This is a genomic window from Pseudomonas sp. RT6P73 (genome assembly GCF_054897715.1).
The window spans coordinates 1235274-1257015 of sequence record NZ_JBUBUV010000002.1; the positions used below are offsets into that span (position 1 = coordinate 1235274).

Consider the following 21742-nt stretch of genomic DNA (forward strand, 5'->3'; position numbering starts at 1 on the left):
TTCCGAAGCCTCTGCCCGAAAGGGCAGGGGTTCGCCGCTCGAGAGTTTCGCCGTGAATCAACACCCTCTAGTCAGTATCGTCATTCCCGCCTTCAACCCGCGCTTCTTCAGTCAGGCGCTGGAAAGTTCGCTCGCTCAAACCTATGAGAACGTCGAGATCGTCATCTGTGACGATTCGTCCACCGACGAGATTCGCGACATCGTCCAGTCGTTTGCCGACCCTGTGCACCCTGTTCGTTACCTGCGTAACCCGAAGCGCCTGGGCCTGCAAAATAACGTGCTGCGCTGTGTCAAAGAAGCCAGGGGCACGTTCATCAAAGTGCTGTGCGACGACGATCGCCTGTTTGCGCCGAGCATCGAGGTGCAGGCACGAGCGCTGATCGATCATCCCGAGGTCACGCTCGTTTGCGGCCTGCGCATGTTCAGCGATGCCGGGAACTTCATCCTGCCGCCAAGGCTCGATAACTGCCTGTTCTCGCCTGGCGATGCATTGCTCAAGGGCGATGACATGTTGGCTATTTTCGAGGGCACGCCAAAGAATTTCATCGGCAACTTCAGCTCGACCCTGATGCGCCGTGCCGATGTGCTGGAGCTGTTGCCTGCGCTGGTTCAGGAAAGTTGCGGCTTTGTCGCGATGCTCGATTTCGCTTTATTCGTGTGCCTGCTGCGACGCGGCAATATGGCGATGCTGAATACGGTGCTGAGCACCGAACGTCTGTACCCGGAACGTCTGAGCAAAACGTCGGAAATGGTCCGCGCCGCCGCGCAGGAACTGGAATGGTTGATTCAGATGCTCACCACGCGAGGAGGGGAGTCGGCACCGGCCTCGGGTTGGGTGCGCACGGTTGATTTGAACAAGGCGGCGGATGAGCCTCGTCAGTGGCAAGAGTTGTGCGTGGTGCGCGTACTGGGCGGCCGCAACACCGTGGTCAATGGCCGAGTCGGTGGGCAGAGCGACAGCTATGCCGATTTCTACCGAGAGTGGCTGGCGAGTCGTCATTTCACTTCGGCGGAAACGCGGCACATGCCGGAAACGATCAGCCGCTGGGCCGTGCGTCCGAACCTGGTGCCGATCATCATCGACACCGCGTCCGATAGCGTCGCCCTGAACGCCACCCTGGCCAGCCTCGCCACTCAACTGTACGCACCGCAAGCGGTGGTAGTGCTATCGAACGGCGACTGCGATGGTGCCGATAACGTGCTGCAGTTGCCGCTTGAGGACAACTGGTCGCACCAGCTCAATGCCGTGGTGCCTGCGCTTGAAGGCGCGCATTGGTTCTATTTGCTGCGCGCGGGTGACACGTTGCGTGAGTCGTCGCTGCTGGTGCTGGCGGAGCGCATTGCCGGCACTCCGGGCATGCTTTGCGCTTACAGCGATGAGGGTGCGCTGCTGGAGGGTGAGTCCGCCGATCCGGTGTTCAAGCCAGGCTTCAATCTCGACCTCATGCGTTCCTACCCGTACGTCGGGCGCACTCTGGCGTTCGAGCGCGAGCGCTTTTTGACGGTGGGTGGTTTCGATTCAGCTCATGGCGAATTGGCGCCGCAGGATTTGCTCTGGCGGCTGGTAGAAGAGGCCGGGTTGCACACCATTGAGCACATTGCCGAGATCCAGGTGGAGTCGACGCAGACCTTCGCCGATTGGCTGTCGTTGCCGGAAGTGATCGAGGGCAGCGAGGCGCTGGTCAGCGCGCACCTGACTCGCATCGGTCTTGAGCACCGGATTCGCGACTGCGAGTTGCCGCTGCTCAAACGCATCGATTACCTGCATGCTCATCGGCCTGTGGTCTCGATCATCATTGCGGCGGGCACATCGCTGGCCGCCTTGCAGCGCTGCACCGAAAGCCTGATCGAACAGACCTCATACACCGAATACGAAATCCTGATTGTGGATGAAGGGCGCGGCGATTCGGCGATGGCCGAGTGGCTGGAAGCGATGTCTCAACTGGGCGCCGCCATGTTGCGAGTGCTGCATTTTGACGGGCGTACCGGCGAGGCGGCCATCGTCAACTTCGCTGCCAGCCATGCGCGTGGCGAGTACTTGTTGACGCTTAGCCCGCGCAGCGTGATCTGCGCGGGCGACTGGCTCACCGAACTGCTCAACCACGCTCAACGTCCGGAAGTCGGCGTAGTGGGTGCACGCCTGCTGAGTGCCAACGGTGCGATTGTCTCTGCCGGTTTGGTTCTGGGGCTGGCCGGACCTGCCAGTTCGCCGTTTCTGGGCGAGCATGTCAGTGCTCGCGGCTACATGCAGCGTCTGCAAGTGGTGCAGAACTGGAGCGCTGTCAGCAGTGATTGCCTGATGGTGCGCAAAGAAGTGTTCGACAGCCTGGGTCAGTTGGATGACGCCGAGTTCAGCCTGGAGCTCGGCGCTGCTGATCTCTGCCTCAAAGCGGATAAAAACGGTTATCTGATCGTCTGGACACCTTTCGCAAGTGTGGTGATGGGGGAGCACACATCACCAGCAGCGTCGCAGGACAATGTGTCTGCGCAGATGCTTGAGCAGGAAACCTTCTACAAAAAGTGGTTGCCGAAAATAGCCCGTGATCCGGCCTACAATCCGGCGCTGACGCTCGGGGTGTCGAGCTTCAGTCTGGAGCCTTCGCTGCGCAACAACTGGAACCCGTTCTGCCATCGCGATCTCCCGGTGATTCTCGGGTTACCGGTCAACGAGTCGGCGATCGGGCATTACCGTGTGACAGCGCCTTTGGCTGAGCTTGAGGCGGCCGGGCGGGTCATTTCGCGTGTGGCTTACGAGTCGCCGTCGAGCGTGGAAATCGAGCGCTTGTCGCCTGACACCATTATTTTGCAGGGGCGCTATGGTGAAGGCTCGGCGGCCGACATTCTGCGGATGAAGAAGTACTCCAATGCCCTGCGTATTTTCGAGCTGGACGACTACATTGTCAGCACGCCGAAAAAGAACAGCCACGCTCGCAACAAGCCGATCAACACCGAGCAGTTGTTGCGTGAGGGCATTGCCCAGTGCGACCGCGTGGTGGTGACCACTCCGTCGTTGGCCGATGTGTTGTCGAGCATGCACAGCGATATTCGCGTGGTGCCCAACATGCTGCCGCCGGAGCCATGGTTGACGCTGAGCAGTCAGCGCCGTACCTCGAAAAAACCACGGGTTGGCTGGGGCGGTGGCACCAGTCACACCGGCGACTTGGAAATCATTGCCGATGTGGTTCGCGAGCTGGCCAATGAGGTGGATTGGGTCTTCTTTGGCATGTGTCCGGATGCGTTGCGCCCGTACGTTCATGAGTTCTATGGCACCATCGATTTGCAGAGTTACCCGTACAAATTGGCGAGCCTGAATCTTGATTTGGCGTTGGCGCCGTTGGAGTTTCATATCTTCAACGACTGCAAAAGTAATTTGCGGTTGCTGGAATATGGGGCTTGCGGGTATCCGGTTATTTGTACTGATACCCGTGCTTATGACGGGTTCCTGCCGTGTACCAAGGTTCTGAGTAACAGTACTGAGGAGTGGTTGCAGGCGATTCGTATGCACCTGGCTGATCCGGATGCCAGTTATCGCATGGGGGATCAGTTGCGGGAGGCGGTGCATCGGGACTTTATGTTGCGTGGGGATAATTTGCAGCATTGGCTTTGGGGGTGGTTGCCGGACTGATTGTTTGTTCCGTGTACAAACCGTTTGTTCGGTGTACATATCCGTTTCTTCGGTAACGGCGGCTTATGGTTTCGCCCTTACGGCGACTCACTTTTTTTTCAAACGCCAAAAAAAAGTAAGCAAAAAAAGGCTCGCCCCGAGCGTCCGGCCCCTCGCCTAGGCTCGGTGTACCTTCGCTCCGGTATCCATCCGGGGACACTGCCCTCCGGTTGGCTTCGCTGCACCTACATGCAGCGTGTTCGACTGCGTCGAACGGCGCTGCGCGCCACTCCCCGGATGAACACCTCCACTCAGCCTCCCGAAAGGGGCGGGTGGATCAAGATCAAAAGCTGAAGGCGAGCTAACGCTCGGCCTGATGAGTGGTGAAGAGCAAAAGCCGTACGCTGCTCTGCTTGCTTTTGTAGGAGCGAGGCTTGCCCGCGAAGGCGGTCTGGTAGCGACCTGTACTTGCGGATGTACGCAAGCTTCCCGAAGGCTACGATCCTTTTGGCTTTGGCTTTGGCTTTGGCTTTGGCTTTGGCTTTGGCTTTGGCTTTGGCTTTGGCTTTGGCTTTGGCTTTGGCTTTGGCTTTGGCTTTGGCTTTGGCTTTGGCTTTGGCTTTGGCTTTGGCTTTGGCTTTGGCTTTGGCTTTGGCTTTGGCTTTGGCTTTGGCTTTGGCTTTGGCTTTGGCTTTGGCTTTGGCTTTGGCTTTGGCTTTGGCTTTGGCTTTTGATCTTGATTCTGCTTTTGATCTCTCGCCCCTTCGGCAGGCCGAGCGTAGGTGTTCATCAGGGGGTTAGGCGCGAAGCGCCGTGCGGCGAAGCCGCACACATCGAGAGGAGGTCGTCGCGAAGCAGACCGTAGGCGACGCCCCCTGATGGACACCGTAGCGAGGGAACGCGGAGCCTTAGCGAGGCGCCGTACGCCGGGGCGAAGACCTTTGCTTCCTTTGGGGCGTTTGCCAAAGGGAGTCGCTGTAAGAGCGAAACCATAAGTAGCCGTTACCGCAGAAACGGATATGTACCCAAATCCCAAATCCCAAATCCCAAGCTCACCTCCCGCCTCTAGAAAGCTCTAACTTCCCGTCAGTCACCCACCCCGAGCAATTGGCTCACTTCCTGCAAGTCCCCCGCATATCGCCATAAAACCTTCACCTCAAAACGCGTGAAGGCCCCAGTGGCTGCGGGTAAATGATGTGCATCTGACGGTTCACCGACCCCTCGCGGGGGAGGCAGGGCCGCGCGAAGAGCAAGAGGACAGCGATGAAGGCAGTAATTCTGGCAGGTGGTCTCGGTACGCGGATCAGCGAAGAGTCGCACCTCAAGCCCAAGCCAATGATCGAAATCGGCGGCAAGCCAATTCTTTGGCACATTATGAAACAGTACTCCGCCCACGGGATTCACGACTTCGTGATCTGCCTTGGCTACAAGGGCTACGCGATCAAGGATTTCTTCGCCAACTATTTCCTGCACACCTCCGACGTCACCTTCGACATGTGCAACAACCGCATGGACGTTCACCAGAACTACAGCGAACCGTGGCGCGTGACCCTGATCGACACCGGCGAAGACACCATGACCGGTGGCCGCCTGCGTCGCGCCGCCCGTTACCTGGAAGGCGAACAAGCGTTCTGCTTCACCTACGGCGACGGCGTCTCGGACCTCAACATTGGCGCGTTGGTGGACTTCCACCTGACCCACGGCAAGCTCGCGACCGTGACCGCCGTGCAGCCACCGGGCCGTTACGGCGCCCTGGAGCGCGACGGTGACAGCGTCAAAGGCTTCATTGAAAAACCACGTGGTGATGGTGGCTGGATCAATGGTGGTTTCTTCGTGCTGTCGCCAAAAGTGCTGCCGTACATCGCCGACGATCAGACCTCCTGGGAGGCCGAGCCGTTGGCCGCGCTGGCCAGCGAACAGCAACTGCAAGCCTTCCAGCACGACGGTTTCTGGCATCCGATGGACACCCTGCGCGACAAAAACCACCTTGAGCAACTGTGGCTGAGCGGGGAGGCCCCATGGAAACAATGGGACTGAGCCCGGAGTTCTGGCGCGGCAAGCGGGTTCTGCTGACTGGCCATACCGGCTTCAAAGGCAGCTGGCTGACGTTGTGGCTGCAAAGCCTGGGCGCCGAGGTCAGCGGTTTTTCGCTCGACCCGTCGACCGAGCCGAGTCTGTTCGAGCTGGCGCGGGTGCACGAAGGCATCAACGATCAACGCGGCGATCTGCGTGACCTCGGCGCGTTGCTGGAGCTGATCGCCGAGACCCAGCCAGAAATCGTCCTGCACCTGGCGGCTCAGCCGCTGGTGCGCGAAGGTTATCGCGACCCGCTGGGGACTTACTCCAGCAACGTCATGGGCACCCTCAACCTGCTTGAAGCGATCCGCCAGGTCGGCGGCGTGCGCGCCTGCGTGCTGGTGACCACCGATAAGGTTTACGCCAACCAGGAATGGCTGTGGCCGTACCGTGAAAACGAAGCCCTCGGTGGACACGATCCGTACAGCAGCAGCAAAGCTTGCTGCGAGTTGTTGGCACAGTCTTACGCCGCTTCGTTCTTCCCGGCTGAAAAGTATGCCGAACACGGCTTGGCTTTGGCCACGGCGCGTGCCGGCAACGTCTTGGGCGGTGGTGATTTTGCCCCGGAACGTTTGATTCCGGATGTGTTGAAAGCCTGGTCCGCCGACGAACCCGTGACCCTGCGCTACCCGCAAGCCGTGCGTCCGTGGCAGCACGCGCTGGAGCCGCTGGCCGGTTACCTGCAACTGGCCGCCGGGCTCTACGAAAAAGGTCCCGAATTTGCCGGTGCGTGGAACTTCGGTCCGAGCGAAGCGGACATGTGCAGCGTCGGCGAAGTCGTCGAATTGCTTGCCAGCCGCTGGCCGCAAGCGCGCGGCCTGCGTATCGAGCCGAGTGATTTGCATGAGGCCGGTCTGCTGCGCCTGGACAGCAGCCGCGCCCGTCAACTGTTGGCCTGGCAACCGCGCTGGTCGTTGCAGCAGTGCCTGACCCAGACCCTCGACTGGCACTTGGCGTGGCAAAACGGCGACGACATGCGCGCCATCACCCTGAGCCAGTTGAACCTGTACCGAGGCGCGCTGTGAGCGAGTTTCTGTTGAAACCATTGCCGCTCGCCGGGTTGTTCAGCGTGCAGCACAAACGCTTCGAAGATGAGCGCGGGCACTTTGCGCGGCTGTTCTGTGAAGGCAGCCTCAGCGCCTTCGGGCAACCGTTTCATATCCGTCAGATCAACCATTCCTGCACCCGCGAGCGCGGCAGTGTGCGTGGTCTGCATTACCAGAACGCCAGAGCGCCGGAAGCCAAGCTGATCACCTGCCTGCGCGGTGAAGTCTGGGACGTGGCGGTGGATTTGCGCCCCGACTCCGAGACCTTCCTGCACTGGCATGCCGAACACCTGCGCGCCGGCGATGGACGCAGCCTGTTGATCCCGGCCGGGTTCGCCCATGGCTTTCAGACCCTGACCGACGACGCCGAATTGCTCTACCTGCACAGCGCGGATTACACGCCTGCGCATGAGGGTGGTTTGAGTGTGAACGATCCACGGCTGGCGATTGCCTGGCCGTTGCCTGTCAATAATCTGTCGGCCAGGGATTCCAGCCATCCCTTGCTCGATGAACACTTCGCTGGAGTACGCGTATGAACTGCCGTGGTTGCGGGACTTCTCTGGCCTTGCCGCTGATCGATCTCGGCACCTCGCCGCCGTCCAACGCCTATGTGCACGCCGATCAGCTGGAGCAAGCCGAGCAATGGGTGCCGCTGAAGGTGGCGGTATGTCAGCAGTGCTGGCTGGTGCAGACCGAGGATTACACCAGCGCCGACAGCCTGTTCGACGCCGAGTATGCCTATTTCAGTTCGTTCTCCAGCACCTGGCTGGCCCATGCCGATAAGTACGTGGCCGAGATGGTCGAGCGCTTCGGCCTGACCGGCGATAGCCGCGTGGTGGAAATCGCCGCCAACGACGGTTACCTGTTGCAGTACGTGGCCGGACGCGGCATCCCTTGCCTGGGCGTCGAGCCGACCCGCAGCACCGCGCAAGCGGCGCGGGAAAAAGGCCTGGAAATCCGCGAGCTGTTCTTCGGCCGCGACACGGCTTCGCAGTTGATCGCCGACGGTTGGTCCGCCGACCTGATGGCGGCCAACAACGTGCTGGCCCATGTGCCGGACATCAATGATTTCCTCGGCGGTTTCGCGACGTTGCTGAAGCCGACCGGCGTGGCGACGTTTGAGTTTCCGCAGTTGCTGACCCTGATGGCCGGGCAGCAGTTCGACACGCTGTATCACGAGCACTATTCCTACCTGTCGCTGACCGCGGTGCAAACGCTGTGCGAGCGCAACGGTCTGGAAGTGTTCGACGTCAGTCAGTTGTCGACCCACGGCGGTTCGCTGCGGGTCTTCGTCCAGCGTGCCGATGGTGTGCGACGCGACGTGCAGCCAGCCGTTGCGCAGCAGCTGCAAGCCGAACTCGCCGCCGGGGTGAAAACCCCCGAGTACTACGCGACCCTCGCGCCCGCCGCCGAACGCATCAAGCACGAACTGCTGCGTTTCCTGTTGCAGGCGAAAGCTGACGGCAAGCGCGTGGTCGGTTACGGCGCCGCGGCCAAGGGCAACACCTTGCTCAACTTCGCAGGCGTCAAACCGGACCTGTTGGCCTGGGTCGCCGACGCCAACCCGCACAAGCAGGGCAAGTACCTGCCGGGCAGTCGCATACCGATTGTTTCGCCGGCGCAGATCGAGCTGGAAAAACCGGATTACGTGCTGGTGCTGCCGTGGAACCTGCTGCACGAAGTCAGTCAGCAACTGGCCCAGGTGCGCGAGTGGGACGGGCGCTTTGTCATCGCCGTGCCTGAGTTGACCGTTCTGTGAAGGTTCTGGTCACCGGGGCGACCGGGTTCGTCGGCAGGCATCTTGTCGAGGCCTTGCTCGCCCGTGGCTGCGAAGTCCGTGCCGTGGCGCGCAACGCCGAGACCGCAGCAAACATGCCGTGGATCAATGCCGTGGAGTTCATCGCGGCGGATATTCACGCCGACGATGTGAACATCGCCGCGCTGACCGATGGCGTTGATGCCTTGGCGCATCTGGCCTGGCCAGGGTTGCCGAACTATCAGGCGCTGTTTCACTTCGAGCACAACCTGATGGCCGATTACCGGTTCATCAAGGGCGCGGTCGAGGCGGGTGTATCGCAAGTGCTGGTCACCGGGACCTGTTTTGAATACGGCCTGCAGAGTGGTCCGCTCAGCGAACAGACCACACCGCAGCCGGGCAATCCTTATGGGCTGGCAAAAAATACTCTGCGTCTGTTCCTCGAAAACCTGCAGCGGATTCAGCCATTCACCCTGCAATGGGCACGGCTGTTCTACCTGCACGGCGAGGGGCAGAACCCGAACAGTTTGCTGGCGGCGCTGGACCGGGCCATCGATGCCGGTGACGACAGTTTCAACATGTCGGCCGGCGAACAGTTGCGCGATTACCTGGCCATCGAGACGGCCGCCGGCTACCTCGCCGCCATCGTGCAAAACCGTGATTTCGACGGCGTAATCAATTGTTCCAGCGGCCAACCGGTATCGGTGCGGGCGCTGGTCGAGCAGCGACTGCGGGAACGCGGCGCAGCGATCCGTTTGAACCTCGGTCACTACCCATACCCGACCCACGAGCCGATGGCATTCTGGGGCGTGGCGGACCGTTTGCAACAGCTACTGGGAGCAGAGCATGAGGCATGAGTTGTATCGGGTCGCCGACCTGCCGGTGTTGCAGAACCGCACCTTTGCCGACCCCGCGTCTGCGAAAGCTTCGGCGTGCGCCGACATGGTCCTGGTGCAGGACGAAAAGAGCGGGTTGATCTTCAACCAGGCCTTCGATGCCGACAAGCTCAGCTACGACGCTGACTACCAGAATGAGCAAGCGCACTCGGGCCAGTTCCAGAAGCACTTGAGCGATGTCGAAGGCATCATTGCCCGCCACTTCAAGGGTCAGGAACTGATCGAAGTCGGCTGCGGCAAAGGCTACTTTCTGGAGCTGCTGAAAAGCCTGGGTTACGCCATCACCGGCATCGACCCGGCCTACGAAGGCAGCAGCGCCGATGTGATCAAGGCGCCGTTCACTCGTGGCCTGGGCCTGGCGGCGGACGCCATTGTGCTGCGCCATGTGCTGGAACACATTCAGGACCCGGTAAGTTTCCTCGCCGAAATGGCCGACGCCAATCAGGGCGGGCAGATCTACATCGAAGTGCCGTGCTTCGACTGGATTCTGGAGCATCGTGCCTGGTTCGACCTGTTCTACGAGCACGTCAATTACTTCCGCCTCGATGACCTGCGCCGGATGTTCGGCACGGTGCACGAGGCAGGTCACCTGTTCGGTGGCCAATACCTGTACATCGTGGCGGACCTGGCGACCTTGCGCCTGACCCCGGACCAACCGGTGCCACGCCTTGAGTTGCCGCCAGGTTTCACCAGCAGCCTCGAGCGAGCGGTGCAGATCATTCAAGCCGCGCCCGAACAAGGTTCGGCGATCTGGGGCGCGTCATCCAAAGGCGTGATCTATTCGCTGTTCCTGCAACGGGCCGGTGTGGCGGTGGATCGCGTGGTGGATATCAATCCGGCCAAACAGGGTCGGTATCTGCCCCTCAGTGGCGTGCGGGTGTCCTCGCCGCAAGAGGCCATGGATGCGTTGCCCGAAGGCGCCAACCTGTTTGTGATGAACTCCAACTACCTCGAAGAAATCAAGCGGATGACCGATGGACGCTACGTCTATCACGCCGTCGACAGCGCTTCGTTCCAGTGACTATTGAGATTAGAAAAATGACCGACAACACCATCAATACAGCCTTCGAAGCCGAGTGCCAGGCAGAAATCGCGGCACAGGGCGACGACCAGAAACTCACCGGCCTGGCCCAGGATTTCTTCAACCAGTCGGCCAAGCACAAGTACAGCTACCACTTCTCGTGGATGGGCCGTCCGATCATTCAGTTGCCGCAAGACATGATGGCGATGCAGGAAATCATCTGGCAGGTCAAACCCGACCTGGTGATCGAATGCGGCATCGCCCACGGCGGCTCGATCATCTACTACGCCTCGTTGCTGGAGCTGCAAGGTCACGGCGAAGTACTGGGTATCGACCTCGACATTCGCCCGCACAACCGCGAAGCCATCGAAAGCCACCCGATGAGCAAGCGCATCAAAATGATCGAAGGTTCGAGCATCGACGCGGCCATCGCCGAGCAAGTGCGTGCGGCGGCCGAAGGCAAGAAAGTCATTCTGGTACTGGATTCCAACCACACCCATGACCACGTGCTGGAAGAGCTGCGCCTGTACGCACCACTGGTGTCGGTCGACAGCTACTGCGTGGTGATGGACACCGTGGTTGAAGACATGCCGGCCGACTTCTTCCCGGATCGTCCATGGGGCCCGGGCGATAACCCGAAGACCGCCGTGTGGAAATACCTGGAAGAAAACGCTGACTTCGAAATCGACCGTCAGTTGCAGAACAAGCTGCTGATCACCGTGGCGCCGGACGGCTACCTGCGTCGCGTTCGTTAATCATTATTGAATCTGGGTTCTCGGCGCTTGGCCGGTTGTGGGGATAGAGATATGCGCGTTCTAAACACTGCTCGTAACGATGTGGCACCGCTGAATGAACGGTTGACGGTGGTGGTGATTTCCCACAACCGCAACGCCTACCTGCGGCGTACCTTGCAGTATTACAGCAGCTATCCCTGCACGATTCTGGTTCTGGATTCTTCGCTCAAAAGCGATGATGACATCACCCGGGATTACCCGATGGTCGATTACCGGCACCTGCCGCAGTTCACCTACACCGGGTTGCAGGAAAAACTCGCGTATGGCGTGAATCAGGTGACCACGCCGTACATGGTGCTGGCGGCCGATGACGATTTCCTGTTGCACGATGCGGTCACCGAGTCGCTGGAATTCCTCGAAGACAACGCCGACTACGGCATGGCCCACGGTTACGGAATCATGTACCTGGCCCGCGCCACGGAAGTGAATTACTTCCGTCGCGACCGCAAGGGACCGGAAGATTATTGCTCGGATAAAGCCGAAGATCGCCTGACACAATTCATGGGTCACTTCCTGCCGCCGTTCTATGCGGTCAGCCGCACCGAGCTGCTGCAAGACTGGCACAACGCGCTGCTGCCAGGCACCAGCTTCGAGTGGCAGGAAATCGGCCATGCCTATTACATGCTCGCACGGGCCAAGGCACGAATTCTGCCGATCCCGTTCGCTGTGCGGGAAATTCCCTACGGTGCCTCGGAGCACAACACCAACGTGCTGACGGTGTTGACGCTTAAAGACGCGAAAACCGTGGCCGACCGCGAGCGCTTCGCCGAGTTTCTGGCTTCGTTGCCCACCGGCATGAGCCACAAGACGCTGGCCGAGGGCAAGCAAGTGGCGCTGGACAGCTTCGCCACCATGGCCGACTGCCTGACTAACCTGCGTTCGTTGCAGGGGACGATGATTTTCACATCGACCTGGCACGGGGCGGGCAAAGAGCCGGTGCGCCTGTTTGGTCAGCAACAGTTCGTCGAAATGCCGTTCTACAACCAGCCGGTGTTCGATCTGCTGACCGAGTTCGAATTCCTCCTGCACACCCTGCCCGCCGGCAAATTGCAGTTGCAGGAACTGGAAGGCATTTTGCTCAAGCAGCATGAGCTGATGCGCGTTCACCCTAATGACAACGACCGCACCCTGCGTGCTCGTTTGTGGGAAGCACTGAGCCTCTATGCGTTCAACCGCACCGTGGTTGCGCGTCTGGCCGAGTCGTTGCAGGGCACCGAAGAAGAGGAAGAAGGCGTCAAGCTGCAAGCCTGGGCCAAGCGCCTGGCGTCGGTGCCGGCACAAGACGAACAGTCGTTGTTCGAGAACATGCCTTCCGGTCGCCTGCTGAGCTGGATCGACGCGCGCAACCCGGATGCCAAGCAGCTCAAGTCGATCAACGCGCACCTGGCCAAACACAACGGCGGTCCACAATTCGGCATTCTGTTGCTGGACCTGGATGCCGACATGGTCAAGTTGCAGGCCACCTTCGACAGCCTGGTCAGTGGCCACTGCAAGGCGTTCAAGCTGGTGGTGTTCACCACCGGAGATTTGCCGGCAACCACAACACCGCGTGACACCGTGCACTTCGTCAAAGTCACCACCACCAACTACGTTGACCGCATCAACCAGAGCGTGACCCAGTCCACCGTCGACTGGCTGGTGCTGGCCGAGGCCGGTGATCAGTTCACCGCCAGCGGCCTGCTGCGTGCCAGCCTCGAATTGCAAGGCGCCGAAGGCGTACGTGCGGTGGCCATGGACGAAATCCAGCGTCAGGAAAACGGTTCCCTGAGCGAAGTCTTCCGTCCGGGCGTCAACCTCGATCTGCTGCAAAGCGTGCCGTCGCTGATGGCCCGTCACTGGCTGATTCAGCGTGACGTATTGGCCGAGGCCGGTGGTTATTCGACTGAATACGCGTCGGCGCTGGAATTTGATTTGGTGCTGCGCCTGATCGAAGACGGCGGTTTGGGTGGTCTCGCACATCTGGCCGAGCCGCTGCTGATCTGCAACGCCCCGTCCACCGAGGCAAACCCTCACGAGCGTCAGACCCTGACCCGTTCCCTGACGGCCCGCGGCTACCGCGGCCAGGTCAGCTCCGAGCTGCCGCAAACCTGGCAGATCGACTACCAGCACGCCAAGCGCCCGAAAGTGTCGATCATCCTGCACAGCCAGGACAATTTCGAGTCGCTGCAACGCGCCGTGGTCAGCGTGCTGCAACGTACCCGTTATCAGCAGCATGAAATCCTGATTGCCGATAACCACAGTCAGTCCGAAGAACTCGCCACTTGGTTGGCCAGCCTGGAAGGCAAGGGCGATCGCCTGCGCATCCTGCGGACCGGCAAGCGTCTGAGCGCCTCGGCGCTGTACAACGTTGCCGTGCGTGAAGCCAAGGGCGACTACGTGGTGCTGATGTCGGCCGACGTCGAAGTGGTCAACTCCAACTGGCTCGATAGTCTGCTCAACCAGGCTCAGCGTCCGGAAGTCGGGATTGTCGGCGCCAAGCTGATGGACTTCCGTGGTGTCACCACTCAGGCCGGTCTGGTACTGGGCCTTAACGGTGTACTGGGCTCGGTGTTTATCGGTGAGCGCAAAGATGCCAAAGGCTACATGAACGGTCATCAGGTGGAGCAGAACTACTCGGCAGTGTCCGGGGCTTGCATGATGGTTCGCAAAGACCTTTATGAAGCCGTCGGCGGTCTGGACGAAGAGCATTTCGACGAGGCCTTCGCTGACATCGATCTGTGCCTGAAGGCTGCCGACGCCGGTTACCTGATTGTCTGGTGCCCGCAGGCGCAAATGCTGCACCCGGGCCTGTTGCCTGACGCGCCGCAAACCGCCGCAGCCCTGCAAGACAAGTGGCAAGCGCGTTTCGCCCAGGATTCGGCTTACAACCAGAACCTGGCCTTGACCGGCAAGGGCTTTACCCTCGGCGACGCTTCCAGTGTGAACTGGGCGCAGTTGCTCGCTTAAGCTGTCAGATCAGCAAAAGGACTCAACACATGTGCAACGGCAAAATGAAGTTCAAGGACACTTGTGTCTGCCCGTTGGTTGGGCATTGTGTTGAGTCACGGTCATGATGCCGTACCGGATTCCCTACGGCCGACAGAACATCGATCAGTCGGACATTGACGCCGTCATGGCAGTGCTCAACTCGCCCTGGCTGACCCAGGGACCGACGATCGAGCGCTTTGAAAAAGCCCTGGCCGAACACTGCCAGGCTGAATATGCGGTAGCGGTATGCAACGCCACGGCGGCGTTGCACATTGCCTGCCTGGTCGCAGGACTTGGGCCGGGCGATTACCTCTGGACCAGTCCCAACACTTTTGTCGCCTCCGCCAACTGCGGTCGCTACTGTGGCGCCGACGTCGATTTCGTCGACATCGACCCGCATACCTTGAACCTGGATGCTCGGTTACTCGCCGAGAAACTCGAGATCGCCGAAGCCGCCGGCAAGCTGCCCAAAGTGGTGGTGGCGGTCGCGTTCGCCGGGCAGAGTTGCGACATGCGTACGATCTCGCAGTTGTCCGAACGCTATGGTTTCACCTTGATCGAAGACGCCTCCCATGCGGTGGGTGCCTCGTATCTCGGTCGGCCAGTCGGTTGTGGCCAGTACGCTGCAATGACGATTTTCAGCTTTCACCCGGTCAAGATCATTACCAGCGCCGAGGGTGGCATGGTGCTGACCAATCGCCCGGAGTTCGCCGACCGTTTGCGGCGCTTGCGCAGCCACGGCATTACCGGTGATCCGGCGCAGATGAACGTGCCGGACACGGGGTTGTGGTACTACCAGCAATTGGAACTGGGCTTCAATTACCGCATGACCGATCTGCATGCTGCGTTGGGCCTGTCGCAAATGGCGCGGCTCGATGCGTTTGTCGCCCGGCGTCGTCAACTGGCTGCGCGTTATGAAACACTGCTGGCCGGTATCCCGGTGACATTACCGGGGGTTCAGTCGGGTACAGAGTCGGCCTGGCACCTGTACGTGGTTCGGTTGCAGTTGGCGCAGGTCAAGCTCAACCAGACCCAGGTGTTCGAAGCGTTGCGGGCTGCCGGGTTGGGTGTGAACCTGCATTACATTCCGGTGCATTTGCAGCCGTATTACCGTGAGCAGGGTTTCAAGGATGGCGACTTTCCGCAGGCCGAACGTTACTTTTCCGAGGCCATCAGCTTGCCGTTGTACCCGGATCTGACGGATGAAGAGCAGGAAGAAGTGGTGGAACATTTGAGGCGAATTCTCGGTTGAACATCATGATTTATCGTCGGGTGACGGAGAGTCGGCTGTGAGTAGCGTGGCCGTTATCCCGGCCCGGGGCGGCAGCAAACGCATACCGCGCAAGAACCTCAAGCCGTTCGACGGCGTGCCGATGATCGTCCGCTCGATCCGTACGGCGCTGGATTCGCAGCTGTTCGATCTGGTAGTCGTCAGCACCGACGATGAAGAAATCGCCGAGCTCGCGCGGGCGCATGGTGCTGAGGTGCCGTTCATGCGTCCGGCGTCGTTGGCCGACGATTTCACCGGCACCGCTGCGGTGATGGTGCATGCCTTGAATGAGCTTTCGGCGTTCGACTATGCCTGCTGCCTCTACGCCACCGCGCCGCTGTTGCAGGCGCGGTTTCTGCGTCAGGGATTTGAATTGCTGGAGCAGCACCCGGATAAATCCTTCGCGTTTTCCGTGGCCGGTTTCGGCTTTCCCGTGCAGCGTGCCTTGACCCTCGACGAGCAGGGCGCACTGACATCGTTGTACCCGGAATTTCGCAACACTCGCTCGCAGGATCTGGCCGAAGCCTTCCAAGACGCCGGTCAGTTCTACTGGGGGCGCAGCGAGGCCTGGTTGCGCGGTGATGTGTTGTTTTCCCCGGCGAGCCTGCCGGTGATTCTGCCGCGGCATCTGGTGCAGGACATCGACACTCCCGAAGACTGGAAGCGCGCTGAATACCTGTACGCCGCGCTGAAGGCCGGCGGTGAATTGCAATGAGGGTACTGATTCGTTCCGACGCGTCGCCGACCATTGGCAGCGGGCATATCGCTCGCTTGTTGCCCCTGGCCAGAACCTTGCGCAAGCAGGGCTCGCACGTGGCCTTTGCCTGTCGGCTGCTGCCGGGGCATCGTCTGGACGCGCTGGCGGCCGAAGGTTTCGAAACCTTCGCGTTGCCAGAGCGCTATCCCGATGAAGACCCGCAGCAAGCCATCGAATCCATGCTGCCGTGGCAGGCGGACATCGACGCGTTGGCGCACGCGTTGGAAAACCATCCGGCGTTCGACTGGATCGTCGTCGACCACTATGGCCTCGACCATCACTGGCAGAACGCGGCACGGCGCTGGGCACCACGGATCGCTGCGGTGGATGACCTTGCCACCCGCCAGTACAGCGTCGATTTGTTGCTCAATCAAAACTTGTCCGGCACACCGCAGGCCTACGCCTCGCTGCTCAAATCCGATTGCCAAACCTTGCTCGGCCCTCGTTTCGCGATGCTGCGCGATGAGTTCCGCTGCCCGGCGATACCGATCAGGCCTAAAGCCAAGCGGGTGCTGGTGAATTTCGGCGGCTTCGATGCGGCGATGCAGACTCACCACGCGATGCTGGCGATGGCGGATTTCGATGCGCTGGAAGTCGATTTCGTTGCCGGTGCCGACAACCCGGCCTGGGACACGATGCAGGCCATGGCAGCGAATCGCCCGAACTGGCGTTTGCACAGTTTTGTCAGCGACTTCTACCGGCTGATGACCGAGGCCGACCTGTTTGTCGGCGCCGGTGGCGGCACCAGTTGGGAGCGGGCGGCCATGGGCTTGCCGACGATTTGTATTGCGGTTTCGAATAATCAGCAGGCCAACGGCGAGGTCATGGCGGCTTCGGGCGCACATGTTTATCTGGGCACTCGTGAGCAGGTGAGCGTCGAACAACTGCGCCAAGCCATCGGTTTTGTCGCGGGTAATCAGGGGGTACGCCAGAGCCTGGCCGAACATTCGCGGCAACTGGTCGATGGCCGCGGCGCGCAGCGAGTGGCGGCCGCCTTGGCCGGTGCGGTGTTGCAGATCCGCCCCGCGACCGCAGACGATGCGCAGCTTCTGTTCGATGGGCGCAATGCCGAGGCGGTGCGGCGCTGGTCGCTGGAGACCGGGGCGATTGAATGGGCGTCGCATCAAAGCTGGCTGACCTCCAGTTTGAACAATGAGCAGCGCTTGCTGCTGATCGCCGAGGCCGATGACGGTCCGGTGGGTGTGCTGCGTTATGACTTGCGCGGCGTTGAAGCCGAAGTCTCGATTTATCTGTTCGAAGATCGCATCGGCCTGGGTTGGGGCAGGGCGTTGCTGACCCGCGGCGAGGCGTTTGTCACGACCCACTGGCCGCAACTGACCGCCATCACCGCTCAGGTATTGCCGGCCAACCAGCCGTCGCTGAAGGTATTTCGCGAAGCCGGTTTCACTCAGAGTGCTTGCGCGTTCACGCGCGTATTGAAGGATTACAGCAATGACTAGTTTCAAGATCGGCAACCGCTCAATCGGTGCCGACGCGCCACCGTTCATCATCGCCGAGATGAGTGGCAACCATAACCAGTCGCTGGACATGGCGCTTCAAATCGTCGAAGCCGCGGCCAGGGCCGGCGCGCATGCCTTGAAGCTGCAAACCTACACCGCAGACACCATGACCCTGGACCTGTCCGAGGGCGAGTTCTTCATCAAGGACCCCAACAGTCTGTGGGCCGGAACCTCGTTGTACGCGTTATACGAGAAAGCGCATACGCCGTGGGAATGGCACGCACCGATTTTCGCCCGGGCCAAAGAACTGGGCATGCTGGCGTTCTCCACGCCGTTCGATGACAGCGCCGTCGACTTCCTCGAGCGCCTGGACGTGCCGGCCTACAAGATCGCCAGTTTCGAAAACACCGACCTGCCGCTGATTCGCCGGGTCGCCGCCACCGGCAAGCCATTGATCATCTCCACCGGCATGGCCAGCATCGCCGAGCTCGATGAAACCGTGCGCGCTGCCCGTGAGGCGGGGTGCAAGGACTTGGTGCTGCTCAAATGCACCAGCACCTACCCGGCGACCCCGGCCAACAGCAACGTGCGCACGATTCCTCACTTGCGTGAATTGTTTGGCTGCGAAGTCGGGCTGTCCGATCACTCCATGGGTGTCGGCGTGTCCGTGGCGGCGGTAGCGCTGGGAGCGACGGTAGTGGAAAAACACTTCACCCTCGACCGTTCGGCCGGTGGTGTCGACGCCAGTTTCTCCCTGGAACCGGCCGAACTCGAAAGCTTGGTGATCGAAACCGAGCGTGCCTGGCAAGCCATGGGCCAGGTGCATTACGGCGTCACCGAAGCGGAGCGCAAGTCGCTGGTGTACCGACGCTCGCTGTATGTCACGCAAGACATGGCAGCCGGCGAGCCGTTTACCGTCGTCAATCTGCGGGCCATCCGTCCTGGCCTGGGGCTGGCGCCCAAACACGCTGAAAGTCTTCTGGGCCGCCGCGCCCGCCACGCCATCAAGCGTGGAACCCCGCTGGACTGGTCGTTGGTCGAATAACGCGTTGTCGGTCTGTTTCGGCAAAATAGCGTGACCTGCGAGTCATAACGCGCATCTTCACTGTATTGTATTAATCGGGAAGGTGGCGCCTGGTCTTTGTTTGGCCCAGTGATAGCCTTTTATTCTTCCCGCAGTCGCCTCGATGGGGGCGACGTTTTTCTCTGTTTGTCGGCGCCCCTCGAATCATTGCGAGCGGTGGTATTGGGCTGTTTATTATTGGGAAGCCGTAATGATTGGCATAAAAAGCATTGCGAGCTACGTTCCTGTAGCCGGCGTGGACAATTACGCACAAGGTGCAAAATTCGAAAAGGATGAAGAGTTCATCCTGGGGAAAATCGGTTCGGCCTTCCTGCCGCGCAAAGACGCCGGGCAGGAAACTTCGGACCTTTGTGTTGAAGCAGCCAACGCGCTGTTCGCCAACAATCCTGATCTGAAACGCGAATCCATCGACGTACTGATCGTCGTCACCCAGAACGGTGACGAAGAAGGCCTGCCCCACACCGCAGCCATCGTTCAGGACAAACTCGGCCTGCCGACCACCGTGGCTGCGTTCGATATTTCCCTGGGCTGCTCCGGCTACGTTTATGGCATCTACGCGATCAAGGGCTTCATGGAAGCCGCCGGCTTGAAGAACGGTTTGCTGATCACCGCCGACCCTTATTCGAAGATCGTCGACCCGGAAGACCGCAACACCACGATGCTTTTCGGCGACGCCGCCACCGCAACCTGGATGGGTGAAAACGCGCCTTGGCAGCTGGGCAAAGCCAAGTTCGGCACCGACGGTTCCGGTGCGCCGCACCTGAAAGTCACCGACGGCGTGTTCTACATGAACGGTCGTCAGGTGTTCAACTTTGCGCTGCTCAAAGTCCCGGCGCATTTGCATGAGCTGCTGGCCGACTCGCAACTGACCGCTGACGATATCGATGCCTTCTGTATTCACCAGGGCAGCGCAGCGATTGTCGACGCCGTGGCGCGCCGCTTCGAAGGTGAACCGGAGAAGTTCATCAAGGACATGGTCGAGACCGGCAACACCGTGTCTTCGAGCATTCCGTTGCTATTGGAAAAACACGTACTGGACTCCAACTGGAAGCGCGTCGCGCTGAGCGGTTTCGGCGTTGGCCTGTCCTGGGGCTCGGCGATCCTCTATCGCCCTTGAACCCGGTGCTTTAGTCAAAGAAAGCCAGACACAAAAAAAGCGCTCAAGGTGTAATCTTGAGCGCTATTTTTTTGCCCGAACAAAAAGCGAGGCTCCATGAGCGAGTTCTTTGAGCACAACGTCGACGTCATCCAGCAACGCTGGCCGGCGTTGGCTGTGCGTTTGCTGATTGAAGACGCGAGCCTGTTGCAGGCTGACCTGGTGGAAGGCCTGGGGTCGACGTTGAGCATCAACGGCATTCAGCTGACCAGTCGCCATGATCGCAGCCGTGAGGCCGTGCTTCAGGCCGACAGCTTGCCGGCCGACAGCCCGGTGGTGCATGTCTACGGCACCGGGCTCGGCGATCTGCAGATGGAGTTGTTGCAACGTGCCGGTGTTGAGCGGTTGTACGTGCACATCCTCAACGGCGCCGTGTTTGCCCTGGTGCTGCAACTGCTCGATCAGCACGCGTGGCTCAGCGATCCGCGGGTCGAGCTGCTGTATGCCGGCGATCTGGGAGAAATCCAGCTGCCGTTTTTTGCCGTGCCCTCCGAGCTGGTGCTGGCCGACGATTTCAACGCGAAGATCCGGGATCGCCTGATCAGCGAAACCCACCTGACGTTCAATAATCGTGAGTTCGACCCGCAAGCGCCTGAGGTTATCGAGCGCTTGCAGGCCAGCCTCAAGTGGGTGCAGGCCGATCGCGACGTGGCCGAGTTGTTCGGTTCGCAGCCGGGGCAGGAGGTGTTTGTCATCGCCACCGGGCCAAGCCTGGAACAGCACTTCGCGGCCCTGCGCGCGATTCGCAATGAAGCGGAGCGACCGTTGTTCATCTGTGTCGACACGGCCTATCGTCCGTTGCTCAAGCACGGCATTCGTCCCGACATTGTCGTCAGCATCGACCAACGCATTTGCGACCGGCACTTGCCGTCTGAAGGCACGGCCGATATCACGCTGGTGTACATGCCCATGCTGGATCCGGTGGTGATTGAAGCGTGGCAGGGACCGCGCCATGTCGGTTACTCCGCGAGCCCGATCTACCAGCTGCTGCGTCGGCAATTGCCCAGGGGCGAGCTGTATGTCGGCGGCAGCGTGATTCATCCGGCGGCGGACCTAGCGGTGAAGATGGGCGCGGCGCAGATCACGCTGTTCGGCGCCGACTTCGCGTTTCCGGGCGACAAGACCCACGCCGGCTGGAGCGATGGTGATCTGGGGCCGCAACTGGGCGCTGCCAGGCACTGGGTGCTGGACGGTCACGGTCAGCGCATCAAGACTCAGCTCAACTTCCGCAGCTACCTGTGTGAGCTGGAGCGTTTTATCGCGGGCCATCCGCAGGTGCGCTTCTATAACAGCAGTCGCGCAGGGGCGATGATCGCCGGCACGGTTTTTCATCCGGAGTTTGCGTCATGATCGTGCTTGAAACCTTCGTCGTCGAAGCGCAGCAATGTGCAGCCTTGTTCCGTCTGGGACGTGATGTGGAAGCCGGGCTGGCGATGGCCGAGTTGGTCGCAGCCGTACACCCGACGTTCGATTCGAGATCGCTGGAGGCTCGGCAGCAGTGGGCATTTTTGCTCGGCGAAATGTTCACGTGTCAGGAGGCGCAGAACTGGCTCGCACTGGCTGATTACCTGGAATATGAGCTGGTCGAGATGCTCACCGAGTGTCTGTCCGTTTAAGCAATTTATCTTCAGTCGGTGCCGGCGAATCCTCGCCAACCTGCCGCCGACATTTCACTGACGTCATTTTTTCGCTGCCGGATGCCGCCAACCCCTTGATTTCCGGGGGGTGGCAACGTGATGGCAAATATTTTTGAAAATCCCCTAAAGCAAGTTGCGTTGGCGACGATAACTATTACGAAGGTTCTCTAGGCCATACCCGGCGGTTGCCAGGGCCGGAAGCCGCAGTACCCAACCAA

Annotated in this window: 17 protein-coding genes; all 17 read left to right on the forward strand. The window is 60.3% G+C overall.

All coding sequences use genetic code 11. The annotated features are described in order from the left end of the window. Positions 1-52: 52 nt before the first annotated feature. The 17 genes from ACYZT6_RS06095 (at position 53) to ACYZT6_RS06175 (ending at position 21503) form a co-directional block, all read left to right on the forward strand. Positions 53-3625, forward strand: a complete 3573-nt coding sequence (locus ACYZT6_RS06095) for a glycosyltransferase (protein WP_462026139.1) — start codon at positions 53-55, stop codon at positions 3623-3625. Between the two features lie 453 nt (positions 3626-4078). Beyond that, positions 4079-4405 (forward strand): hypothetical protein, encoded by a 327-nt coding sequence (locus ACYZT6_RS06100; protein WP_462026140.1) that lies wholly within the window; start codon positions 4079-4081, stop codon positions 4403-4405. A 462-nt stretch (positions 4406-4867) separates the two neighbouring features. Beyond that, positions 4868-5641 (forward strand): glucose-1-phosphate cytidylyltransferase, encoded by a 774-nt coding sequence (gene rfbF, locus ACYZT6_RS06105; protein WP_438662263.1) that lies wholly within the window; start codon positions 4868-4870, stop codon positions 5639-5641. Next, positions 5623-6705 carry a CDP-glucose 4,6-dehydratase gene (gene rfbG, locus ACYZT6_RS06110; protein WP_462026141.1) on the forward strand — a complete coding sequence of 361 codons (1083 nt, stop codon included), beginning with the start codon at positions 5623-5625 and terminating at the stop codon, positions 6703-6705. The genes rfbF and rfbG overlap by 19 nt, the downstream gene beginning before the upstream one ends. Then, positions 6702-7262: a dTDP-4-dehydrorhamnose 3,5-epimerase family protein gene (locus ACYZT6_RS06115; RefSeq protein ID WP_462026142.1), complete on the forward strand. Its 561-nt coding sequence runs from the start codon at positions 6702-6704 to the stop codon at positions 7260-7262. The genes rfbG and ACYZT6_RS06115 overlap by 4 nt, the downstream gene beginning before the upstream one ends. After that, entirely contained in the window at positions 7259-8485 is a 1227-nt protein-coding gene (locus ACYZT6_RS06120; RefSeq protein ID WP_462026143.1) for a methyltransferase domain-containing protein, read from the forward strand. The genes ACYZT6_RS06115 and ACYZT6_RS06120 overlap by 4 nt, the downstream gene beginning before the upstream one ends. Beyond that, positions 8482-9339, forward strand: coding sequence for an NAD-dependent epimerase/dehydratase family protein (locus ACYZT6_RS06125; RefSeq protein ID WP_462026144.1), 858 nt, complete (start codon positions 8482-8484; stop codon positions 9337-9339). The genes ACYZT6_RS06120 and ACYZT6_RS06125 overlap by 4 nt, the downstream gene beginning before the upstream one ends. Continuing rightward, positions 9329-10399 carry a class I SAM-dependent methyltransferase gene (locus ACYZT6_RS06130; protein WP_462026145.1) on the forward strand — a complete coding sequence of 357 codons (1071 nt, stop codon included), beginning with the start codon at positions 9329-9331 and terminating at the stop codon, positions 10397-10399. The genes ACYZT6_RS06125 and ACYZT6_RS06130 overlap by 11 nt, the downstream gene beginning before the upstream one ends. Before the next feature lie 17 nt (positions 10400-10416). Continuing rightward, positions 10417-11154: a cephalosporin hydroxylase family protein gene (locus ACYZT6_RS06135; protein WP_094471212.1), complete on the forward strand. Its 738-nt coding sequence runs from the start codon at positions 10417-10419 to the stop codon at positions 11152-11154. 51 nt (positions 11155-11205) lie between these two features. Continuing rightward, positions 11206-14139: a TIGR00180 family glycosyltransferase gene (locus ACYZT6_RS06140; protein ID WP_462026146.1), complete on the forward strand. Its 2934-nt coding sequence runs from the start codon at positions 11206-11208 to the stop codon at positions 14137-14139. Between the two features lie 103 nt (positions 14140-14242). Then, the gene (pseC, locus tag ACYZT6_RS06145) at positions 14243-15412 is read left to right on the forward strand and encodes a UDP-4-amino-4,6-dideoxy-N-acetyl-beta-L-altrosamine transaminase (protein WP_462026147.1); all 1170 of its coding nucleotides are present in this window, start codon (positions 14243-14245) and stop codon (positions 15410-15412) included. Positions 15413-15449: 37 nt separating this feature from the next. Then, complete coding sequence (pseF, locus tag ACYZT6_RS06150; RefSeq protein ID WP_462026148.1) at positions 15450-16145, forward strand: pseudaminic acid cytidylyltransferase; 696 nt, start codon at positions 15450-15452, stop codon at positions 16143-16145. Beyond that, complete coding sequence (gene pseG / locus ACYZT6_RS06155; RefSeq protein ID WP_462026149.1) at positions 16142-17647, forward strand: UDP-2,4-diacetamido-2,4,6-trideoxy-beta-L-altropyranose hydrolase; 1506 nt, start codon at positions 16142-16144, stop codon at positions 17645-17647. The genes pseF and pseG overlap by 4 nt, the downstream gene beginning before the upstream one ends. Then, positions 17640-18692: a pseudaminic acid synthase gene (gene pseI / locus ACYZT6_RS06160; RefSeq protein WP_462026150.1), complete on the forward strand. Its 1053-nt coding sequence runs from the start codon at positions 17640-17642 to the stop codon at positions 18690-18692. Before pseG ends, pseI begins: the two co-directional genes overlap by 8 nt. A gap of 229 nt (positions 18693-18921) precedes the next feature. Continuing rightward, positions 18922-19848 carry a ketoacyl-ACP synthase III gene (locus ACYZT6_RS06165; RefSeq protein WP_462026151.1) on the forward strand — a complete coding sequence of 309 codons (927 nt, stop codon included), beginning with the start codon at positions 18922-18924 and terminating at the stop codon, positions 19846-19848. A gap of 96 nt (positions 19849-19944) precedes the next feature. Further along, a complete protein-coding gene (locus ACYZT6_RS06170) occupies positions 19945-21237 on the forward strand; it encodes a motility associated factor glycosyltransferase family protein (protein ID WP_462026152.1) in 1293 nt (430 codons plus the stop codon). Beyond that, on the forward strand, positions 21234-21503 hold the full coding sequence (locus ACYZT6_RS06175) for a hypothetical protein (RefSeq protein WP_462026153.1): 270 nt from the start codon (positions 21234-21236) through the stop codon (positions 21501-21503). Before ACYZT6_RS06170 ends, ACYZT6_RS06175 begins: the two co-directional genes overlap by 4 nt. The last annotated feature ends 239 nt before the right edge of the window (positions 21504-21742 follow it).